This window comes from Janibacter sp. DB-40, from assembly GCF_029510815.1.
Lineage (GTDB): Bacteria > Actinomycetota > Actinomycetes > Actinomycetales > Dermatophilaceae > Janibacter.
In genome coordinates this window covers 776,781-796,155 of the sequence record NZ_CP120360.1, presented here as the reverse complement: position 1 = coordinate 796,155, position 19,375 = coordinate 776,781, and the positions used below count along the sequence as shown (strand labels likewise).

At 71.4% G+C, this 19,375-nt stretch carries 16 protein-coding genes, 1 tRNA gene and 1 pseudogene; 7 read left to right on the top strand and 11 right to left on the bottom strand.

Annotated features, from left to right (window positions below; genetic code table 11):
* Nucleotides 1-30: 30 nt before the first annotated feature.
* Nucleotides 31-669, bottom strand: coding sequence for an alpha/beta family hydrolase (locus PVE36_RS03900; RefSeq protein ID WP_277454702.1), 639 nt, complete (start codon nucleotides 667-669; stop codon nucleotides 31-33).
* Nucleotides 662-1,492, bottom strand: a complete 831-nt coding sequence (locus PVE36_RS03895) for an SOS response-associated peptidase (RefSeq protein WP_277454701.1) — start codon at nucleotides 1,490-1,492, stop codon at nucleotides 662-664. The genes PVE36_RS03900 and PVE36_RS03895 overlap by 8 nt, the downstream gene beginning before the upstream one ends.
* A gap of 133 nt (nucleotides 1,493-1,625) precedes the next feature.
* On the opposite strand from PVE36_RS03895, the gene PVE36_RS03890 reads away from it, so the two are divergent.
* The 6 genes from PVE36_RS03890 to PVE36_RS03870 all read left to right on the top strand — a co-directional run bounded on the left by PVE36_RS03890 (nucleotide 1,626) and on the right by PVE36_RS03870 (nucleotide 6,772).
* Complete coding sequence (locus tag PVE36_RS03890) at nucleotides 1,626-2,108, top strand: DoxX family protein (protein WP_277454700.1); 483 nt, start codon at nucleotides 1,626-1,628, stop codon at nucleotides 2,106-2,108.
* 5 nt (nucleotides 2,109-2,113) lie between these two features.
* Nucleotides 2,114-2,422, top strand: coding sequence for a hypothetical protein (locus PVE36_RS16180; protein ID WP_346780613.1), 309 nt, complete (start codon nucleotides 2,114-2,116; stop codon nucleotides 2,420-2,422).
* Nucleotides 2,419-3,417 carry a 3-phosphoshikimate 1-carboxyvinyltransferase gene (gene aroA, locus PVE36_RS03885; protein WP_346780612.1) on the top strand — a complete coding sequence of 333 codons (999 nt, stop codon included), beginning with the start codon at nucleotides 2,419-2,421 and terminating at the stop codon, nucleotides 3,415-3,417. The genes PVE36_RS16180 and aroA overlap by 4 nt, the downstream gene beginning before the upstream one ends.
* Entirely contained in the window at nucleotides 3,417-4,502 is a 1,086-nt protein-coding gene (rsgA, locus tag PVE36_RS03880) for a ribosome small subunit-dependent GTPase A (protein WP_277454699.1), read from the top strand. The genes aroA and rsgA overlap by 1 nt, the downstream gene beginning before the upstream one ends.
* A 23-nt stretch (nucleotides 4,503-4,525) precedes the next feature.
* Nucleotides 4,526-5,323: a histidinol-phosphatase gene (hisN, locus tag PVE36_RS03875; RefSeq protein ID WP_277454698.1), complete on the top strand. Its 798-nt coding sequence runs from the start codon at nucleotides 4,526-4,528 to the stop codon at nucleotides 5,321-5,323.
* A gap of 99 nt (nucleotides 5,324-5,422) precedes the next feature.
* Nucleotides 5,423-6,772 (top strand): choice-of-anchor B family protein, encoded by a 1,350-nt coding sequence (locus tag PVE36_RS03870; RefSeq protein WP_277454696.1) that lies wholly within the window; start codon nucleotides 5,423-5,425, stop codon nucleotides 6,770-6,772.
* A 153-nt stretch (nucleotides 6,773-6,925) separates the two neighbouring features.
* Here PVE36_RS03870 and PVE36_RS03865 read toward each other — a convergent pair whose 3' ends face one another.
* The 8 genes from PVE36_RS03865 to PVE36_RS03830 form a co-directional block, all read right to left on the bottom strand.
* Nucleotides 6,926-7,720 (bottom strand): hypothetical protein, encoded by a 795-nt coding sequence (locus tag PVE36_RS03865; RefSeq protein WP_277454694.1) that lies wholly within the window; start codon nucleotides 7,718-7,720, stop codon nucleotides 6,926-6,928.
* A 236-nt stretch (nucleotides 7,721-7,956) separates the two neighbouring features.
* Nucleotides 7,957-9,312: a pitrilysin family protein gene (locus PVE36_RS03860; RefSeq protein ID WP_277454692.1), complete on the bottom strand. Its 1,356-nt coding sequence runs from the start codon at nucleotides 9,310-9,312 to the stop codon at nucleotides 7,957-7,959.
* Complete coding sequence (locus tag PVE36_RS03855) at nucleotides 9,309-10,604, bottom strand: pitrilysin family protein (protein ID WP_277454690.1); 1,296 nt, start codon at nucleotides 10,602-10,604, stop codon at nucleotides 9,309-9,311. The genes PVE36_RS03860 and PVE36_RS03855 overlap by 4 nt, the downstream gene beginning before the upstream one ends.
* Before the next feature lie 10 nt (nucleotides 10,605-10,614).
* Nucleotides 10,615-11,997 (bottom strand): NAD(P)/FAD-dependent oxidoreductase, encoded by a 1,383-nt coding sequence (locus PVE36_RS03850; protein WP_277454688.1) that lies wholly within the window; start codon nucleotides 11,995-11,997, stop codon nucleotides 10,615-10,617.
* 206 nt (nucleotides 11,998-12,203) lie between these two features.
* The gene (locus PVE36_RS03845) at nucleotides 12,204-13,691 is read right to left on the bottom strand and encodes a hypothetical protein (RefSeq protein ID WP_277454687.1); all 1,488 of its coding nucleotides are present in this window, start codon (nucleotides 13,689-13,691) and stop codon (nucleotides 12,204-12,206) included.
* A 75-nt stretch (nucleotides 13,692-13,766) separates the two neighbouring features.
* The gene (locus PVE36_RS03840) at nucleotides 13,767-14,498 is read right to left on the bottom strand and encodes a haloacid dehalogenase type II (RefSeq protein ID WP_277454686.1); all 732 of its coding nucleotides are present in this window, start codon (nucleotides 14,496-14,498) and stop codon (nucleotides 13,767-13,769) included.
* 109 nt (nucleotides 14,499-14,607) lie between these two features.
* A tRNA-Met gene (locus tag PVE36_RS03835) sits at nucleotides 14,608-14,684 on the bottom strand.
* 44 nt (nucleotides 14,685-14,728) lie between these two features.
* Nucleotides 14,729-17,737, bottom strand: a complete 3,009-nt coding sequence (locus PVE36_RS03830; protein WP_277454684.1) for a UPF0182 family protein — start codon at nucleotides 17,735-17,737, stop codon at nucleotides 14,729-14,731.
* Between the two features lie 45 nt (nucleotides 17,738-17,782).
* Here PVE36_RS03830 and PVE36_RS03825 point away from each other — a divergent pair, with 45 nt between their 5' ends.
* Entirely contained in the window at nucleotides 17,783-18,334 is a 552-nt protein-coding gene (locus PVE36_RS03825) for a PPA1309 family protein (protein WP_277455753.1), read from the top strand.
* A gap of 90 nt (nucleotides 18,335-18,424) precedes the next feature.
* On the opposite strand, the pseudogene PVE36_RS03820 reads toward PVE36_RS03825, so the two are convergent.
* A pseudogene (locus PVE36_RS03820) lies at nucleotides 18,425-19,042 on the bottom strand (PDZ domain-containing protein); the annotation flags it as partial.
* Between the last annotated feature and the right edge of the window lie 333 nt (nucleotides 19,043-19,375).

Genomic DNA, 19,375 nt, shown 5'->3' with positions numbered 1-19,375 from the left:
TAAGCAGATGCGTCGACCCTGCGCAGGAGCCTAAGCAGATGCGGCCAGCTTGGCTGCGACCGCGTCGGCCACGGTCACCCCGTCGGTGAAGGAGTGCGACCCGGGCGCCTCGTCGACGCGCACGCGGTCGCCGTCGATCTCGACGCCCTCCCCCGCGAGCGCCCGACGCACGTGATCGGGACCGCCGAAGGGGTCGCGCATCCCCTGCACCACGTGCAGCGGCAGCCCGGCGCGGATCGGCAGCAGCAGCTCGCCGATGCGGGACTTCTCCGGGGGCTTGCCGGCCGGCAGCAGCGGGAAGGACAGGCACAGCACGGCATCCGCCCCGAGCTCCTCGGCCAACCGGCAGGCCACGCGCGCCCCGGCGCTGCGCCCACCCATGACCAGCCGCCCGGGCAGCTCGTCACGCACGGCGGCGACGATCTCGCGCCACGCGGCGTCCAGCTTCGGCGGCATCGGCGCGACCTTCTTGCCGGCCACCCGCCACGGCATCTCGACGAGCGCGACCGTCCAACCCAGCGGCGGGAGCACCGCCGCGATCGCGGCGAGGTCCTTCGCGTCCACCCCGCCACCGGCCCCGTGGGTGAGGAGCAGGGAGCCGGCGGGCTCCCCCTCCGCCTCGTGCACGTGGGCCCGGGCCGGGCCCTGCTGCGTCTCCAGCTCAACCACCGTAGATCTCCCCCGTCTCCGGATCGACGACCCCGACCAGCTCGCTCGCCGGGAGCGGCTCGAGCAGGCCGGGGCCATTGTTGCGCGTGGCATTGACCGCCGTCGAGATCGGGTGGGCCGCGAAGCGTCCCGGCTGCGAGAAGCCGATCAGGTCCTCGATCCCGGAGGGGTCGGTGAGGTCCGGGTCGAGCCAGCGCTCGTGGTCCGCGCGCTCCAGGACCAGCGGCTGGCGGTCGTGGATGCGGTCCATCCCCGGGTCGGCCGTGGTGGTGATGATCGTGAAGCTGACCAGCCACACGGCCGGGTCGTCGTCGGCCAGCGAGCGGTCCCGCCAGAACTCGTACAGCCCGGCGAAGGTCAGCAGGTCACCGTCCCCACGGTGGATGAAGAAGGGCTGCTTGCGCGGCTTGCCCTTGGCATCCGTCGCGACCGGCGAGGCCTGCCACTCGTACCACCCGGCGGCCGGCACGAGACAGCGCCGCACGGCCGCCGCCCGGGCGAAGGAGGACTTCTCCAGCACGCTCTCCGCGCGGGCATTGGTCATCCGCAGCCCCACCTTGGTCTCCTTGGCCCAGGACGGCACCAGGCCCCAGGTCAGCAACCGCAGCTGGCGAAGGGGGTCCCCCGGCTCGTCCTTGGGTGCGCGGGTGAGGATGACGGGCGCCTGCTTGGTCGGCGCCATGTTGTGGTCCGGGGTGGCGGGCGGCGGGTCCTGCGGGGACTTGAGGATCGAGCGGGTGGGCTCGCCCGTCCGGTCGACGTCGATCTCGAACTCCTCGATGAGCTCACCCGGGTCGGCCGTGGCCGCATATCGTCCACACACCTGCTCCAGCATAGGCGTCCGGTCGGCGGGTACGGGCAGGATGTAAAGAACTACGGTAGGCATGTACCGACCCGACCGGGACCCGCCCGGCCGGTGCAGCGACACACCCCCACGACGACAAGGAGACCGCACCATGATCGTTCGTCGAATCGCCCGTCCGCTCCTCTCGAGCATCTTCATCCTCGGCGGCGTCAACGCCCTGCGCTACGCCTCCGCACACAAGGACGCCGCCGAGCCGGTGATCAAGAAGCTCGCTGCCCCGCTCGGCCTGCCCGAGGACTCCGAGCTCCTCGTGCGCGTCAACGGCGCGGCGATGGTCGGCGGCGGTGTGCTCGTCGCGACCGGCAAGGCCCCCCGCCTCGGCTCGCTCGTGCTGCTCAGCTCGATCATCCCCACGACGCTGACCCACCAGTGGTGGACCGAGACCGACCCGGAGAAGAAGCAGGGTGAGCAGATCCAGTTCTTCAAGAACCTCTCCCTCCTCGGTGGGCTGCTGCTCGCGGCCGCCGACACCGAGGGCAAGCCCGGTCTGAGCTACCGCGCCAAGCAGGCCAAGAACAGTGCCCGTCGTGAAGCCAAGCTCGCGGCCCTCCAGGCGAAGAACGCGGCGCACTGACCCGAATGACCAGTCCAGATTGGCATCCCCCGGCAGCGTCCGGACCGCTCGACGCGACCGTGACGCTGCCGGGGAGCAAGTCGCTGACGAACCGGTACCTCGTGCTGGCCGCGCTGGCGAGCGGGACCTCCCGGCTGCGCCGCCCCCTTCGCTCCCGTGACACCGAGCTGATGGCGCAGGGACTGCGCCAGCTCGGTGCCGGCGTCGACGACGCCACCTCCTCGGCGAACGCCCTGGCCTCCCCGACTGGCTCGTCACCCCCGCCACCCTGCGCGGCGGTGGGACGATCGACTGCGGTCTCGCCGGCACCGTGATGCGTTTCCTGCCTCCCGTGGCGGCGCTCGCGCGCGGCCCGGTCTCCTTCGACGGCGACGAGCATGCCCGCACCCGGCCCATGGCCGCCGTCCTCGATGCGCTCCGCGACCTCTCGGTCGCCGTCGACGACGGCGGGACCGGCACCCTCCCCTTCGTCGTGGAGGGAGAAGGCGCCGTCGACGGCGGCACCGTCACCCTCGACGCCTCGGCCTCCTCGCAGTTCGTCTCCGCACTGCTGCTCGCCGGCGCGCGCTACACGGAGGGCATCACCGTCGTGCACGAGGGCGGGTCGCTGCCCTCGCTCCCCCACATCGAGATGACCGTCGAGACGCTGCGCGACGCCGGCGCCGAGGTCGACGACTCCGAGCCCAACACCTGGCGCGTCGAGCCGGGCGAGCTGCTGCCGCTGGACGTCACGGTCGAGCCCGACCTGTCGAACGCCGCGCCCTTCCTCGCCGCCGCGGTCGTCGCGGGCGGGACGGTCGTGGTGCCGGACTGGCCGCAGCACACCACGCAGGCCGGCGACCGCATCCGTGACGTGCTCGACCAGATGGGCGCCGAGGTCCGGCTGGACGCGCGGATGCTGACGGTGATCGGTGACGGGCACCCGCAGGGGGTCGACATCGACCTCGGCGACGCGGCGGAGCTCACGCCGGTCGTCGCCGCCCTCGCCGCCTGCGCCGAGGGACCCTCGATCATCCGCGGTGTCGGGCACATCCGCGGGCACGAGACCGACCGGATCGCCGCGCTCGCGCGGGAGCTGGGCGCCCTGGGCGTCGAGGTCACCGAGCGCGAGGACGGGCTGCGGATCGACCCGCGGCCGCTGCGCCCGGCGACCTTCCACACCTACGCCGACCACCGCATGGTCATGGCCGGGGCGGTCATGTCGATCGCCGCGCCCGGGACCGTCATCGAGGACCCCGGGACCGTCGCGAAGACGCTGCCCGGGTTCGTGGGGCTCTGGGAGTCCATGATCGGGACGTCGGCGGGCTGATGGGCCGCTCGGCGCGCCAGTGGGACGAGTCCGACGTCCGCGTACGCCCCAACCGCAGGGGCTCGCGACCGCGCACCAAGGAGCGGCCCAAGCACGAGGACGCGATCATCGGTCGCGTCACCGCCGTCGACCGGGGGCGGTGGACGACGCTGGTCCCCGGTCCCCCCGAGCGCGTCGTCACCGCCATGCGCGCCCGCGAGCTCGGCCGCACCCCGATCGTCGTCGGCGACCGGGTCGGCATGGTCGGTGACACCTCGGGACAGCGCGACACCCTCGCCCGCATCGTGCGCGTCGAGGAGCGCGAGACGGTGCTGCGGCGCACCGCCGACGACACCGACCCGGTCGAGCGGGTCATCGTCGCCAACGCCGACCAGCTCGTCGTCGTGGCGGCCCTGGCCGACCCCGAGCCGCGGCCGCGGCTGATCGACCGGTGCCTCGTCGCCGCGTACGACGCCGGCATGGACCCGCTGCTCGTGCTGACGAAGTCCGACCTCGCCTCCGCCGAGGACTTCCTGGCGCAGTACGCGCCGCTGGACGTGCCGCACGTCGTCACCTCGGTGCTCGGCGCGGAGCTGCCCGCGCTGGACGAGCTGCGCGAGCGCCTCGCCGGTCGGGTCTCCGTGCTCGTGGGTCACTCCGGCGTCGGCAAGTCCACCCTCGTCAACGCGCTCGTGCCCGAGGCCCACCGCGCCACCGGCCACGTCAACGACGTCACCGGTCGGGGACGGCACACCTCGACCAGCGCCCTCGCGCTGCGGCTGCCCGGCCTCCCCCGACCCGAGCCCACCCCTTCGCAGGAGCCTAGGCTTTTGCGAGAGGGGGACCCGGATGCGGCGGGGTGGATCATCGACACCCCGGGGATCCGCTCCTTCGGGCTCGCGCACGTCGAGGCCGACACGATCATCCGGCACTTCCCCGAGCTCTGGGAGGGCGCCGAGGACGGGTGCCCCCGCGGCTGCAGCCACGACGAGCCGGACTGCGCCCTCGACGCCTGGGTGGCCGAGGGCCACGCGGGTCCGGGCGGGGAGCAGCGGCTGGACTCCCTTCGCCGGTTGCTGCGGGCACGCTCCGGCGAGGACAGCTGATCCCCCTCGGGTACGTTGACGCAATGGCCGCAAGCTCCCCCTACGCCGATGACCTGCGTCTGGCCCACGTCCTCGCGGACCAGGTCGAGCCGATCACCTTGGCACGTTTCCGGGCCGACGACCTCGTCGTCGAGTCCAAGCCCGACCTCAGCCCCGTCAGCGACGCCGACCGCGCGTGCGAGGAGGCCATCCGCTCCCAGCTCGCGCGCGCCCGCGGGCGGGACGCCGTCGTTGGGGAGGAGTACGGCACGACCGGCTCCGCCCAGCGACGCTGGATCATCGACCCGATCGACGGCACGAAGAACTACGTCCGCGGCGTGCCCGTCTGGGCCACGCTCATCGGGCTCGTCGATGGGGACGAGTGCGTCATGGGCCTGGTCGCCGCACCCGCGCTCGGCCGTCGCTGGTGGGCGGCGAAGGGGGCCGGCGCCTGGACCGGGCGGTCACTCGCGCAGGCCCGGCCGGTCTCCGTGTCGAAGGTCTCGCAGCTGAGCGACGCCTCGCTCTCCTACAGCTCCCTCGAGGGGTGGCGACAGGTGGGCCGCGCCCGCTCCTTCCTCAACCTCACCTCCGACCTGTGGCGCACCCGGGCCTTCGGGGACTTCTGGTCCTACATGCTCGTCGCCGAGGGCGCGGTCGACATGGCCGCCGAGCCCGAGCTCGAGCTGCACGACATGGCCGCACTCGTCGCGATCGTCGAGGAGGCCGGTGGGCGGTTCACGTCCCTGGACGGCGAGCCCGGTCCCTGGGGTGGCAATGCCGTCGCCACCAACGGGTTGCTGCACGACGAGGTGCTGCGGCGGTTGGCCCCCGACGCCTGACCGTCTGACGCAGAGCGCGAGCCCGGGGCCCGTCTCAACATGCGGGAATGTGATCCAGGTCATAACGTGCGGTGCACCCCTATCCGAGAGGAACGCACCATGAGAAGACCAACCCGCGTCGCCACCGTCGCCGTCGCGAGTCTTGGCTTGCTGATCAGCGCCACGACCGCCGCAGCGCACCCCACCCACAAGGAGGGCGAGGGCAAGGCAGCCGGCTTCGACCTGGTCCAGGAGGAGATCAGCCCCGGTGGAGTGCCGCAGGAGCCGATGAGCGATCTGCGCTGCGAGGACGGCATGGCCGGGGACCTCTTCCCCTGCCACAAGGTCGATGTCGCGTCCTTCACGCCGCTGAAGGACCTGGGCGACAGCATCTGGGCCAATGACGTCTGGGGCTGGACCGACCCGCAGACCGGCAGGGAGTACGCCCTGGCCAAGCTCTACGAGGGCACCGCCTTCGTCGACATCACCGACGCGTCCGACCCCGTCCACCTGGGCGTGCTGCCGGCAGCCGCCGGAGGCTCCGGCAACATCTGGGGCGACATCAAGACCTACGACAACCACGCCTACATCGGCTCCGAGGCCGCGGAGCACGGCGTGCAGGTCTTCGACCTCACGAGGCTGCGCGGGGTCACGTCCGAGCAGGACTGGACCGCTGACACCCGGATCACGGGCGTCGGACAGTCGCACAACCTCTACGTCAACGAGGCCAGTGCGTCGCTCTACGTCGTCGGCTCCACGCGTGGCGTCACCGCCCCCGGCTGCGCCGACGTGTACGGCGGTCCGATCATGTACGACCTCTCCAACCCGGGCCAGCCCGAGCTCGCCGGCTGCTACGGCGAGGACGGCTACACCCACGACATCCAGTGCGTGGAGTACGAGGGCCCGGACACCGAGCACGCCGGTCGCGAGATCTGCGTCGCCTCCAACGAGGACACGGTGACGATCCTCGACGTCACGGACAAGTCCGCGGTCGACATGCTCGCGCGCGTCTCGTACACGACGGCCGCCTACACCCATCAGGGCTGGTTCACCGAGGACCAGGCGTACTTCTTGCTGGGTGACGAGCTCGACGAGCTGACCGGCACGGTCGACAGCACGACGACATACGTGTGGGACCTGCACGACCTGGACAACCCGGTCCTGCGTGGCGCCGACGGCAGCGGGAACCCGTCGATCGACCACAACATCTTCATCAAGGACGGTCTCGCCTACCAGAGCAACTACACCTCCGGTCTGCGCGTCATGGACACCTGGAAGGCCGAGCAGGGCCGCCTCACCGAGCGTGGCTTCTTCGACGTCTACCCCAATGACGACGAGACGAAGTTCGCCGGCACGTGGGGCAACTACCCCTACTTCGAGTCCGGGAAGGTCGTCGTCACCGGTGTCGAGGAGGGCCTGTTCGTCCTCGAGCCGCGGGTGAAGTCGTCCGGGGAGTTCGGGAAGAAGTAGATCCCTCGGGTGGGGTGTGCTCTCCGGCGGCGCACCCCACCCGTTCCGCCGGCCATCGAAGGTTGTGTGTTGAACCGTTAGCCGGGGGTGCCGGCACGGCCTCCTGGGCGGTGCCGGCTCCCGGGCCTACCGGTTCAACACACAATCAACCGGCTACAGCGCGTATCTGGCCGGGTCCTCCAGGTGCCGACCCGACCGGATCACCCTGAGCAACGTCTGCGACGCCCTCCCCCACCCACCGAAGGTCATCCAGTGGGTCAGCCGCGTGGTGAAGTACCCGAGCTCGAGCGCGTGCAGGTCCCGAGTGCGGTCCTTGGCGTAGGTGTCCTCCCCCGTGTGGTGCGCCCGGCTGTCACTGAGGATCCAGCGCCGTCCGGCCAGGTTGTCGACCCTACCGAGACCGGGGATCTCGACCTGCGGCGTCACCGTCACGTTGTGCAGCTGCAGGAAGAGCCTGACCTTGCTCTCCGTGCCGGACTCGGCCAGGCCCGAGACCCGGGCCAGCACACGGGCAACGCCCCGCGGGGCCGCACGCGCCAGAGCAGCCACGTCCTCAGCGCTGATGAAGCCCTGGTGCAGCGCGGAGTCGGCCAGGATCCCGACGTCGAGTGGGGCGAGGCAGGCGCCGGCGTGCTCGAGCAGCAGACGTGGTGACGCAACGGCCGCCTCCTCGGGCCAGCTCCCGTGCCACCCGTGTCCGACCCATCCCGGCCCGACCGGCCGCCGGCGACCGTAGACGTGCAGGCCCGAGGCCGGCGGAACCCACAGTCCGTGCTCCCGGGCCGCCATGACGCAGGTCGGTCGCAGCCCGTCGGCCAAGGCATCTCGGACCTCGGGAGACGTGTCGGGCGTAACGTAGTACCTGCCCACGCGCTCGACCTCCCCCTTCGCCACCGCTGCCGACAGCTCACGTGCGGTCCCCTGCCAGTCGCTCCTCGTGTAGATCACGAGACCAGCCCAGCGGGCGCCGTGCCTGCGGCCCCGCCGTCGCCGCCTGCCTGTGGAACACCGGCTCACGCCGACACGGTTGTGTGTTGCAGCCGGCGTGGTTGTGTGTTGAACCGGTAGCCACGGCTGCCGGGGATGCCCCCAGGGCGCTGCCGGCTTCCGGGACTACCAGTTCAACACACAACCATCAGCCCGGGACGACGGCGACCAGCCCTGTCCGGGCCGAGCCGACCGGATCAGTTCGGGACGACGGTCACCGGGCCGAGGCCGAGGTCCTCGACCTGGTCCCGGTACAGCGAGGCGTCACCCACGACGACGACCGTCCACTCGTGGGTGACCTGCTCGCGCCAGGCGCGGCTGAGGTCGTCAGCGGTCAGCCGCCGCATCGCCGCGATGGTGTCGCTGGTGAAGGTCAGCGGCAGCTCGTCGCCCGCGAGGCCCGCGGTCTCGTCGGCGATCGCGTCCGCGGTGTCGTAGCGCCCCGGGGCGGTGAGGCTCATGAAGTCCACCCCCGCGCGGGTCTCCTCCTCGGTGAAGCCGGGGGCGTCGGTGAGGATCCCCTTGAGCAGGCGCAGCGAGTCCACGGTCGAGTCGGCCCGCACGGACCCGGCGACGGTGAAGGCCGAGCCCACCTGGCGTGGCCGGAACCCGGAGCGGATGCCGTAGGTGTAGCCCTTCTCCTCGCGCAGCACCTGGTCGATGCGGGCGTTCGGGGCGCCGCCCATCACGTAGGCCAGCACGGGGAAGGGGGCCCACCCGGACTCGACCCGCCGGTCCGGGCCCGGGGCGCCGATGAGGATCTCCGACTGCACCGATCCGGGCCGGTCGACGAGGACGACGCGGGCGGCGTCGGTGGCACGGGGAGCCGGCTCCCGGTCGACCGGGCGCACACGACCGGACGTCATCCAGGCGCCGAGCGTCGAGCCCAGCAGGCCCTCGACGTCGACCCCGGTCAGGTCACCGGCCACGACGACCGTCGCCCCCTCGGGGTGGACGTGCTCGGCGTGGAAGTCGACGACGTCCTGGCGGGTCACGGCGGCGACCGTCTCGGCGGTGCCACCCCCGGGCCGCGAGGCGCGGATGGCGGGGTCGTAGTACGTCCGCGCCCACTCCTTGAAGGCGCGACGGCCGGCCGAGGCCCGCTCCTGCTCGATCTCGGCCAGGCGGGTGCGCTGGATGCGCGAGACCTCCGACGCGTCGAAGGCCGGCTCGGAGATGCACTCGGTGAGCAGCTCCAGCGCCTCACCGAGGAAGCGCTGCGGCACGTCGAGGTCGACGCCGAGCGCGGCCTCGCTCATGCCGGCACCGATCGCGATGCCCCGCCGCTCGAGCAGCTCGGACAGCTCACGCTGGCTGTGCGTGCGCGTGCCCTCGTCGAGCAGCCGCGCCATGATCCAGGCGACGCCCTCCTTGGCCTCGGGCTCGTGGCGCAGCGCGACTGGCACGGTCAGGCGCACCGAGATGACGTACTGCCCCGGTACGTCGTGCACGAGGGCACCGATGCCGTTGGGCAGGGTGAGCTCCCGCGGCTGGGGGAAGGACCACTCCCCCGGCGCGGCGACGTCCGGACGCGGGACCGTGGGCGTGCTCATGCTGCCTCCTCCTGCTGCTCGGCGGCTCGGTAGACGACGGCGGCGCGGTGCTGCGGGCGCAGCCAGGTGTCGGCGGCGGCGCGCACGTCCTCGGGCGTGATCGCGGCGAGCCGGTCGAGGAAGGTGTTGATGTAGCCGGGGTCGTCGTGCAGGCACGTGTAGTGGCTGATCAGGTCGGCGCGCTCGTCCTTCGCGGCCAGCGACGACAGCCACGCGCGCTCCGCCTGCGCCCGCACCGCCTCCATCTGCTCGGCCGTGGGACCCGCGTCGGCGAAGGCGGTCAGCTCGGCGCAGACCTGCTCCTCCAGCTCGTCGGCGTCGACGCCGTCCGCGACGTCGACGATCACCAGGCCCAGCGAGACCCCGTCGACGAAGCCCATCGCCCCGACGTCGATCGCGTTGGCGCGCTGCTCGTCGCGCACGAGCCGCTGCTCCAGCGGCGAGAAGCTCAGCCCGCCGAGGCAGTCGAGAGCCATCGAGGAGGCGAGGAACTCGTCACCGGTGTCGCCCCCTTCGGCAGGGAGTCGGAAGGCGAGGTGGATGCGGTCGTTGGGCACCTCGTCGACGATCTCCTCACGCGCCGGCTCCGTCAGCGGGCGAAGGGGGGCGACCGGCCCCCTTCGCGGCTCGGCGTGGTGGTCGAGGTGACCGAAGTAGCGCTCGACCAGCTCCAGCCCCCGCTCCGCGGTGACGTCACCGACGATCGTCAGGACGGTGTTGTCCGGTGCGTAGTGGCGGCGGAAGAAGTCGTGCACGTCCTCCACCGTCGCCGCGTCGAGGTCCTCCATCGAGCCGATCGTCGGGTGGTGGTACGGGTGCCCCTCGGGGAAGACGGTCGCGTAGATCCGCGTCATCGCCTGGCCGTAGGGCTGGTTGTCGTAGCGCTGGCGCTTCTCCTCCTTGACGACGTCGCGCTGGTTGTCGAGGTTGTCCTGCGTCACGGCCGCCAGGAGGTTGGCGTGCCGGTCGGCCTCCAGCCACAGCGCGAGCTCGAGGGCGCCGGAGGGGATCGTCTCGAAGTACGTCGTGCGGTCGAACCACGTCGTCGCGTTGAGCCGGCCACCGACGCCCATGAGCGCCTGGAAGTGCTCACCGTTGGCGACGTGCTCGCTGCCCTGGAACATCAGGTGCTCGAAGAGGTGGGCGAAGCCGGTCGCCCCCTGCTCCTCGTGGCGGGAGCCGACGCCCACCCACATGTTGAGCGTGACGGTGGGCGTGGTGGCGTCGGGCTGCACGATGACGCGCAACCCGTTGGCAAGGGTGTGGTCCTCGAAGGGAAAGTCCAGAGGCATGCCCTCGAGCCTACGACGCGTGGTGCTCGAGCTCGTCGTCGCCGTCGGCTCCCGGGTCCGCGAGGTTGGGGTAGGCGCTCGGCCCGAGGTCCTGCATCGCGGTGCGCGCGAAGACCTGCTGGAAGGTCGAGACCCGCTCGTTGCGGCTGTCCCCGACGAAGGTGATGATCCAGTTGAGCAGCGTGGAGATGCGGTTCTTGAAGCCCACCATCGCCATGAGGTGGACGGCCAGCCACGCGAGCCACGCGAGGAAGCCGGTGAAGTTGATCCGGCCGATGCTCGCCACGGCCGAGTACTTCGAGATCGTGGCCATGGAGCCCTTGTCCCGGTAGCGGAAGGGGGCCTGCGGCTCCTTGCCCGCCAGCCGGCCGAGGATCTCCTTGGCCGCGTAGCGGCCGCCCTGGATCGCCAGCTGGGCGACGCCCGGGTAGCCCTTGAGGTTGATCATGTCGCCGACGACGAAGATCTCGGGGTGGCCCGGGACGGTCAGGTTGTCCTCGACGTGCACGCGCCCGGCGCGGTCGACCTCGACATCGGTCTGCTCCGCGAGCATCGCGCCCAGCGGGGAGCCGGCGACGCCGGCCGCCCACACCTTGGTCATCGTCTCGATGGTGCGGTGGCTGCCGTCGCCGTCCTTGACCTCGATGCCGTACTGGTTGACGTCGGTCACCATCGCCTCGAGCTGGACCTCGACGCCCTGCTTCTCCAGGCTGCGGCGGGCCTTGTCGCTGAGCCGGTCGCCGAAGGTGGGCAGGACCTTCGGCGCGCCGTCCAGCAGGACGACCCGCGCCTCACCCGGGTCGATGTGGCGGAACTCGTCGGCCAGCGTGCGCTGGGCCAGCTCGGCGATCTGGCCGGCCATCTCCACGCCGGTCGGCCCGGCGCCGACGACGACGAAGGTCAGCAGGCGGCGGCGCTGCTCGGCGTCGGTGGAGGTCTCGGCCAGCTCGAAGGACCCGAAGATGCGGCCGCGCAGCTCGAGGGCGTCGTCGATGCTCTTCATCCCCGGCGCGAAGCGGGCGAAGTGGTTGTTGCCGAAGTAGGACTGACCCGCGCCGGCAGCGACGATCAGGCTGTCGTAGTGGGTGATCGTGTGCTGGTTGAGCGACTCGGACCGCACGGTCCGGGCCTCGACGTCGATCTGCTTGACGTCACCGAGGATCACCCGCACGTTGCGCTGGTGACCGAGGATGTCGCGGGTCGTCGGGGCGATGTCGCCCTCGGACAGGATGCCCGTGGCCACCTGGTACAGCAGCGGCTGGAAGAGGTGGTGGCTCGTCCTGGAGATCAGGGTGACGTCGACGTCCTCGTTGCCCAGCTCCTTGGCGGCGAAGAGGCCACCGAAGCCGGACCCGATGATGACGACATGGTGCTTGCCGGAGTTAGCGCTCACCCACCCATTGTCGCGCAGGTCCTGACGAAGGGGGAAATCCTCCCGGAGTTCGTCGAGTCACACGACCGACGGCGATGAGTCACCGACGGTCGAGGTGCGGGGCCGCCCGCGAGTCCCGACGGTCGAGGTGCGAGGCCGCCCGCGGCCGAGCCTCGAGACCCCCGCCTCGCGACCGACCCGGGCGACCCCCTTCGCCCCACGGTGAGCTACTGGTACGAGACGAACCACGGCCGGGGCTCGACGCCGTACGTCTGCTCCGGCGTGAACGTCGGGGTGTCCTCGTCGTAGAAGTTCTTCCACCCCATCCACACGTCCTCGGGCAGGTCCTGCTGCAGCCGGCGCCAGGTGCCCATCTTCAGGCCGGGCGAGCCGTGGCCGTCGGCGTGGATGATCGTGGCGAGCTCGTCGTGGGAGGTGTCCAGCTGCTCGCGGTCGGCGATCATGTGCGAGCTGAACTGGTGCAGCATGAAGGTCTTCTGCGGCAGCGAGTGCTCGCGCGTCAGCCGGGCCAGCCAGTCGGCGGTCGTGTTGACCTCGTCGATGGCCACCGATCCGATCTGGTCCATGTGCCGCTGGCCCGGCTCGAGCCGCCACTCCGGGTCGAGCGCGAGGCCGACGTGCGGTTCCTTCAGCAGGTCCTCGTACCGCTTCGCCTGGGTGAGGAAGTCGGTGTGGCCCGGCTGCAGGTCGAGGACGACGTACACCCCGGCGTCGCCGGCGGCCTCGACCCAGGGACGGAGGCTGTCGGGATCGACCTCGCGGGAGTGGTCCCCGTCGGCCCCCGGCTCGGAGTCGGCGACGGTCGCGATGATCTCGAAGGCCGGCAGGACGGGGACCTCGCTGTGGTCGTCGTAGTCCCCTGCGAGGCCCTTCGCCCGCTCGATGCTCGCCTCGATGCCCTGCTCCCCGAGCGGCCCCAGCTCCGAGGTGCCCGGCGTTCCGTACAGGCCCACCAGACGACGCCCGGGGAAGAGGGTCTGGCCGCCTCCGGGCAGCTGGGGCACCGACGTGGCGGTCTCGACCCGGGCGGCGAGCTGCTCGCTGGTCCCGAAGGACCCACCGACGGCCACCCAGGAGGTCTCCTTGGCCGCGGTGGTCGCCCGGACGGTCGCCCGGGTGGCTCGTGGGTCCCCACCCGGCACCTCGATCGCCTGACCGCCCGCGGCCCGGACGTTGGCCGTGACCACGGCGGCCGACCGGTCATGGTCCGCCGTCGGGTCGAGCACGGCCGTCACCGGGGCGTGCGCGTCGTCCGTGTCGAGCGAAGGGAGGGACATCGCCTCGGTCGTCGCGTCCGGGTCGACCTCGATGACGGTGTGGTCGTCGGTGAGGGACTCGGGGGTGTCGCTGCCCTCGGCGACGACGAGGGTGCCGGCCCCCAGACGCTCGATCTCCGCCGCGACGTCGTCGTGGCCGGCCACCAGGAGCGGCAGGCGCGCCTCGCGGCTGTTGTCGGCCAGCTGGTCGACGGTGTCGTCAGTGGCGAGGAAGACGACGTCGGAGGTCGCGAAGGCGGCTCTGCTCGAGGCGACCGAGGCCGCGGCCGCGCCGGCGGCTGTCACGACCGGCTCGGCCACCGCATCGGCGAAGTCCACTGCGGCTTGCTCGCTCGAGCACGCCGTGAGCCCGGCCAGCGCGAGGACGCTCGCCGCGGCCGTCGCGGCCCTCGGCCTCCCTGATCGACGAGATCGCATCCCACGAGTATCAGGGGACGTCGCGGGTGGCGACATCAGGTGCGCTCGGCGTGGCGGATGTGACCTGTGGGTACGTCACGCAAGCTGCTCGGCGAGCTCGGTCAGCGACCGTGCACGCAGGTCCGGGGACCTGAAGTACCCGGGGTAGACGCCACCGTCACGGTTGATCCACGCGGTGGCGAGACCCGCGCGCGCGGCGCCGTCGATGTCCCACGGGTGCACCGCGACCAGCATGGCGTCCATCGGGTCCACCTCGCACCGCTCGAGGGCGTAGGCGTAGGCGCCCCCGTTCGGCTTCCAGGTGCCCGCCTGCTCGACGGACAGGAGGGCGTCGAAATGGGTGCGGATCCGGGCCCGGTCGAACAGCGCCTCGGCGACGGACGCGGACCCGTTGCTCAGCGTCACCAGTCGGATCCCGAGGTCCCTCAGGGCCAGCACGCCGCCCGGGACGTCCGCGTGGACCGGGAGCTCGGTGAACCCGGCCATGACGTGCTCGACCGCATCGTCCGTCCCGCGGTTGAGCCGGAGCCCGTGGAGATGACCGCGCAGTGACTCCGCCGCGATGTGCGCGAAGGGCTCGCTGGCACCGACAGCCGTCAGGGCGAAGCCGTCACGGAGCACTCCCGCAAACCAGACCTTCGCCAGGTGGGCCGGTGCGCCGACGTCCTCGAACTGCTGCCCCATCGACGACATGTCCGACAGCGTCTCGTTGACGTCGAAGATCAGCAGGGCCGGCCGTCGAGGACCGTCCGGGCTCACGGGGTGGTCCGCACTTCCAGGACCGTGGTCGGCGAGGGAGTTCGTCATGGACCACACGGTAGACCCGGCCGAGTCGCCCCCGCTCGACCTGCGGCGTGGAGGCGCTCCCCGCACATGCTTCAGGCCCGGGATTCGCACTGAATCCCGGGCCTGAACCTGGTAGCGGGGGCAGGATTTGAACCTGCGACCTCCGGGTTATGAGCCCGGCGAGCTACCGAACTGCTCCACCCCGCGTCGTTGCAGTGACAACTCTACGTGACCGCACGGGGAGGACCAAATCAGTTGCCCTCCAGGTCCGCCGAGCCCCCTTCGGGCTGTGCGACTGCGGCCTGCTCGAGGTAGCGCTTGAGCTCCTTCTGCGCCTCGTCGTAGGCGGCGAAGTCGCCGTTGCGCAGCGCCTCCTGACCGTCTGCGTACGCCTGCTCCATGCCGGCGATGGCCTCGCGCAGGGCCTCGGGGTCATTCGCTGCGGGAGGTGCCGGCTCGTCACCGCCGCCGTCACCGCCGTCGGTGCCGTCACCCCCTTCGCCGCCGTCGGAGCCCTCCTCGGGATCGGCCGGCGTGGAGTCGCCGCCCTCGACCCCGGCGTCGCCCTCGAAGAGCTGGTCCAGCGCGGAGTCGAGCGTCGGGCCCCAGGCGACCTTGCCGCCGAAGGTCGCCACCACGACCCGCAGCTGCGGGTAGGACGTCCCCGAGGAGGACGAGAGGTAGATCGGCTCGACGTGGAGGAAGCCCTCCCCGACCGGCAGCGCCAGCTGGTTGCCGAAGTGCACCTGCGAGCCACCGCGGTTCGCATTGTTCAGGTAGTCCTGCAGGGTCTGGCTGCCGTCGCCGGAGGTGGCGTTGGAGGAGACGATGTCGTTCTGCACCTGGCCGACACCCGGCACGGTGGTGTTGCGGGGCACCGAGAGCAGACTCAGCTTCCCGTAGCCCTGGGCCGGATCACCGTCGGTCGCACCGGCATCGGCGTCGACGGCCAGGTACCCGGCCATGACGTTGCGCGGACCACGCGGGATGTAGGTCGACGTCAGCTTCCACGAGGGCCGATTCTGCTCGGGCATCGCCAGCGACAGGTAGTACGGCGGCTGCGCCACGCCCTCGTCGCCGCGCGAGGGGTCGTCCGGGACCCGCCAGCGGTCCTGGCCGGCGCGGAAGTCGCTCGCGGAGGTGATGTGGTAGTCGGCGAGGACGGCCCGCTGCATGAGGAAGAGGTCCTCCGGGTAGCGCAGGTGCGTCATGAGCTCGCCGCTGATGTCGTCGCGGTCCTGCATCAGGTCGGGGAAGGCCTTGTCCCAGGCGTCGACGATCGGGTCGTCCTCCTCCCACTTGTAGAGGTCGACGCTGCCGTCGAAGGCATCGACGGTGGCCTTGACCGAGTTGCGCATGTAGTTGACCCGGTCGCCGACCAGCGCGCTCGCCTGCTGCGTCTCCCGGGAGGAGACCTGTCCGGTCTGCACACCGGACATCGAGAAGGCGGTGCTGTACGGGTACTGCCGCGAGGTCGTGTAGGCATCCACGATCCACTTGATGCGGCCGTCGACGATCGCCGGGTAGACGTCGTCGTCGAGGGTGAGCCACGGCGCCACGCGCTCCACACGCTGCCTGGGGGTGCGGTGCTCCATCAGCCGGGAGTTGGGCCCGACCGCATCGGAGAGCATGAACTTCAGGTCGCGGTGGGTCAGCGCGTACGCCGCCTGACGAAGGGGGGACCCGATCTCCACTCCTCCGTCACCCTGGTACGTGTAGCGGGAGTCCTCACCACCGGTGGGGCGGTCGACCTCGCGCGGCTCCTGGTCGTCGTTGCGGCCGACGATCGAGAAGTGGTCCATCTGCTCGCCGAAGTAGATGCGCGGCTCGTACTCGCCGATCGCCGAGGCCGGGTTGATCCACTCGGGGTTGCCGGCCTGCACCTGCGTGCCGCGGGCCATGACGAGGCCGTAGCCGTGCGTGTAGACGGTGTGGTCGTTGACCCAGTCGCGCCGGTCGGCGGGGACGTTGTCGAGCTCGAGCTCACGCGCGCCGACGACGACGTCCGCGGTCTCCCCGTCGATCTCGTAGCGGTCGACGTCCAGCTCGTCCTGGAAGGTGTAGTACTGCTGCTGTGCCTGCAGCTCCTGGTAGGTCTGGCTGACGACCGAGGGGTCCAGCAGCCGGATGCCGGGGATGGACTCCGCGTCCTGACGCAGCTGCCCGGACGTGACGTCAGAGACGGCGTCGTAGGTCGTCTCCTCGGTCTCGGCGACACCGTGCGCCTCCCGCGTGGCGTTGATGTTGCGCTGCAGGTAGGGCTCCTCGAGCGTGTTGCGCGAGGGCGAGACCTGGTAGGTCTCCACCAGGGCCGGGTAGATCGCCCCGACGACGATCGAGAGGACGACGAGGGTGCCGACCGCGATCATCGGCAGCCGCCAGGACCGGGAGCGGACCGAGGCGAGGAAGAGCACGGCGCACAGCACCGCCGCGACCGCGAGGATGTACTTGGTCGGGATGATCGCGTGGTCCGCGGTGTACCCGACTCCGGTGAGCACCTCGCCCTCACGGGTGGTCAGTCCGTGCGCGTCGAGCAGGTAGCTCCAGGCACGCAGCAAGGCGAGGACCGCCGCGATGATGGCGAGGTGGAGGAAGGCCGCACGCGTGGAGCGACCGCGACCGGGCGGGACGATGCCGCCGTAGATGTAGTGCGCGAAGACCGCGCTGAGCAGGCTCGCGAGCATCGCGACGGTGAGGAAGCCCACGAGGAAGCTCCACCACGGCAGCCCGAAGAGGTAGTAGCTGATGTCCCGCCCGAACTGCGGGTCGGTCACGCCGGTCGCCTCGCCGTTGCGCCACAGCAGCCAGACCTGCCACTGCCCCGCGGCGGTGAGACCGCCGAGCAGGCCGAGCACGGTGGGCAGTGCCCACGCGGTCACCTTGCGGAAGGGCTCGATCGCCTGGCGGTACTGCGCCAGCGCCTGCTCCCCCGCGGACATGGGCACGGTCAGCGGACGCGTGCGGTGGGCGAGCCACAGGCTCACGCCGACGGGCACGCCGGTGACCAGGCCCCCGATGATGAAGAGGAGTGCCTGCGTGCTCAGGCGCGACCACCACTCGTCGGAGAAGCCGAGGGCGCTGAACCACAGCGACTCGGTCCACAACCCCGCGACGATGCTGATGATGACGAGCAGCACGGCGATCGCGACGGCCGCCTTCGCCACCCTGCCCGGGCCACGCCTCGGTGGGGTCCCGTCGTGGTCACGGGGCGGCACCGCGCCCCCCTGGTCACCGCCGTGCGGCCAACTCGCGCTGCTCATGGTGCGCCTACCGTACCCAGACGACCTGACAGGACGTAGGGCAGCATGGTCCCCGTGCCCGACTCGTCATCAGACAACATCCCCACGACCGAACCCCTGACCGTCGCCGCGCTCGAGACCGAGCGCCACGTCGCGATCTCCGGATGGGACCAGAACCCCCGGGTCTTCGCGCTCGTCGACACCGCCACCCTCGTCGAGGCCGAGCCCCAGCTCGCCCTCGACGGTGCGGCCGACCGCGCTCCCGGGGCACTCACGGCCATCGAGCAGGAGGACCTGCCGCGGACCTCCTCGCTGGAGTCGCTGCTCGGCCGGATGGCCTGGCCGGAGACCGTGCACGGCGCGGCCCTGGCCGTCGAGCGCGTCGTCCTCCCCCCGGGTGCCGAGCGTGACCTGCCGGAGGACCCGGACGAGGCCGTGGACGCCCTCGCTGACCACCCGCAGCGCCAGGACGTGCGCCTGCTCGTGGCCGTCCACCGGGACGGTCGGGCCGTGTGCCTGCTGCGCCAGCGCGCCAACGACCGCGACGACCGCGTCGCCACCGGCGAGGACATCGCCCCCGGCCTCGTCCACGCGCTGCGCGCGACCTTCGAGGACTGAGCGGGGCGGACTACGCCACGTCCTCGCACGACGGCAGGTCCGCGGTCTCCCCTTCGCGATGCCCTCGACCGCGGTGACCGCGTCGTCGTAGGTGTCCACGGCCACCACGCCCAAGCCGTCGGGGACGTTGCCGACGACGGCGGAGCAGTTGTCCTCCGGCGCGAGGAACCACCGAGCGTCGGCCTGCTGGGCGCCGATCATCTTCTGCCGGATGCCGCCAATCGGCCCGATCCGGCCCGAGTCGTCGATCGTGCCCGTGCCCGCGACGGACTTCCCTCCCGTCATCGCGCCGGGGGTGAGCCGGTCGCGCACGGCGAGCGCGAACATCATCCCGGCGCTCGGGCCGCCCACGTGGCCGGCGTCGATCCGCACCTCGTAGGGGTAGTCGTACTTCGGCTCGAGGACGACGCCGACGCCGGCGCGGTCGTTGCCGATGTCGGCCGTCTCGAGGGTGACGGTCCGCGTGCTGCCGTCGCGCCGGACCACGAGGGTGACCTCCTCGCCGACCTCGCGGTCGGCGATCGCGGTGACGAGCTCCTCGAGGCTCCCGGGGCGCTCGCCGTCGACGGAGACGATGACGTCCTCGAGCTGCAGGGCGCCGTCGGCGGGCTTGTTCTTGGCGATCCGGGCGACGACGTTCTCCTGGCCGACCTCCTCGCCGAGGCTGCGCAGGGCGACGGCGATGGAGGTGTGCTGCGAGCCCTCCATGAGGGCGGCGTTGAGCTCCTCGACCTCCTCGGCGCTGCGGTCCTCGCCGAAGACCGTGTCCTCCGGCACGACCCGCGAGTTGGGGTCGAGGTGCCCTTGGACCCACTCCCAGACGCTGATGTGGCGCTCGGGGCCACCGAGGATGCGCACGGTCGTGAAGTAGAGATCGCCCTCGGTCGGGTAGGTCTTCGCGCCCTCCACGCGGACGAGCCGGGTGCCGTCGTCGAGGTCACCGAGGGTGTCCGTCACCGGCCCGGGGCTCTCCACCGCGTAGCTCACCTTGATGAAGCTGCCGAGGAGCGCGACGATGAGGAAGATCACCGACACGACGAG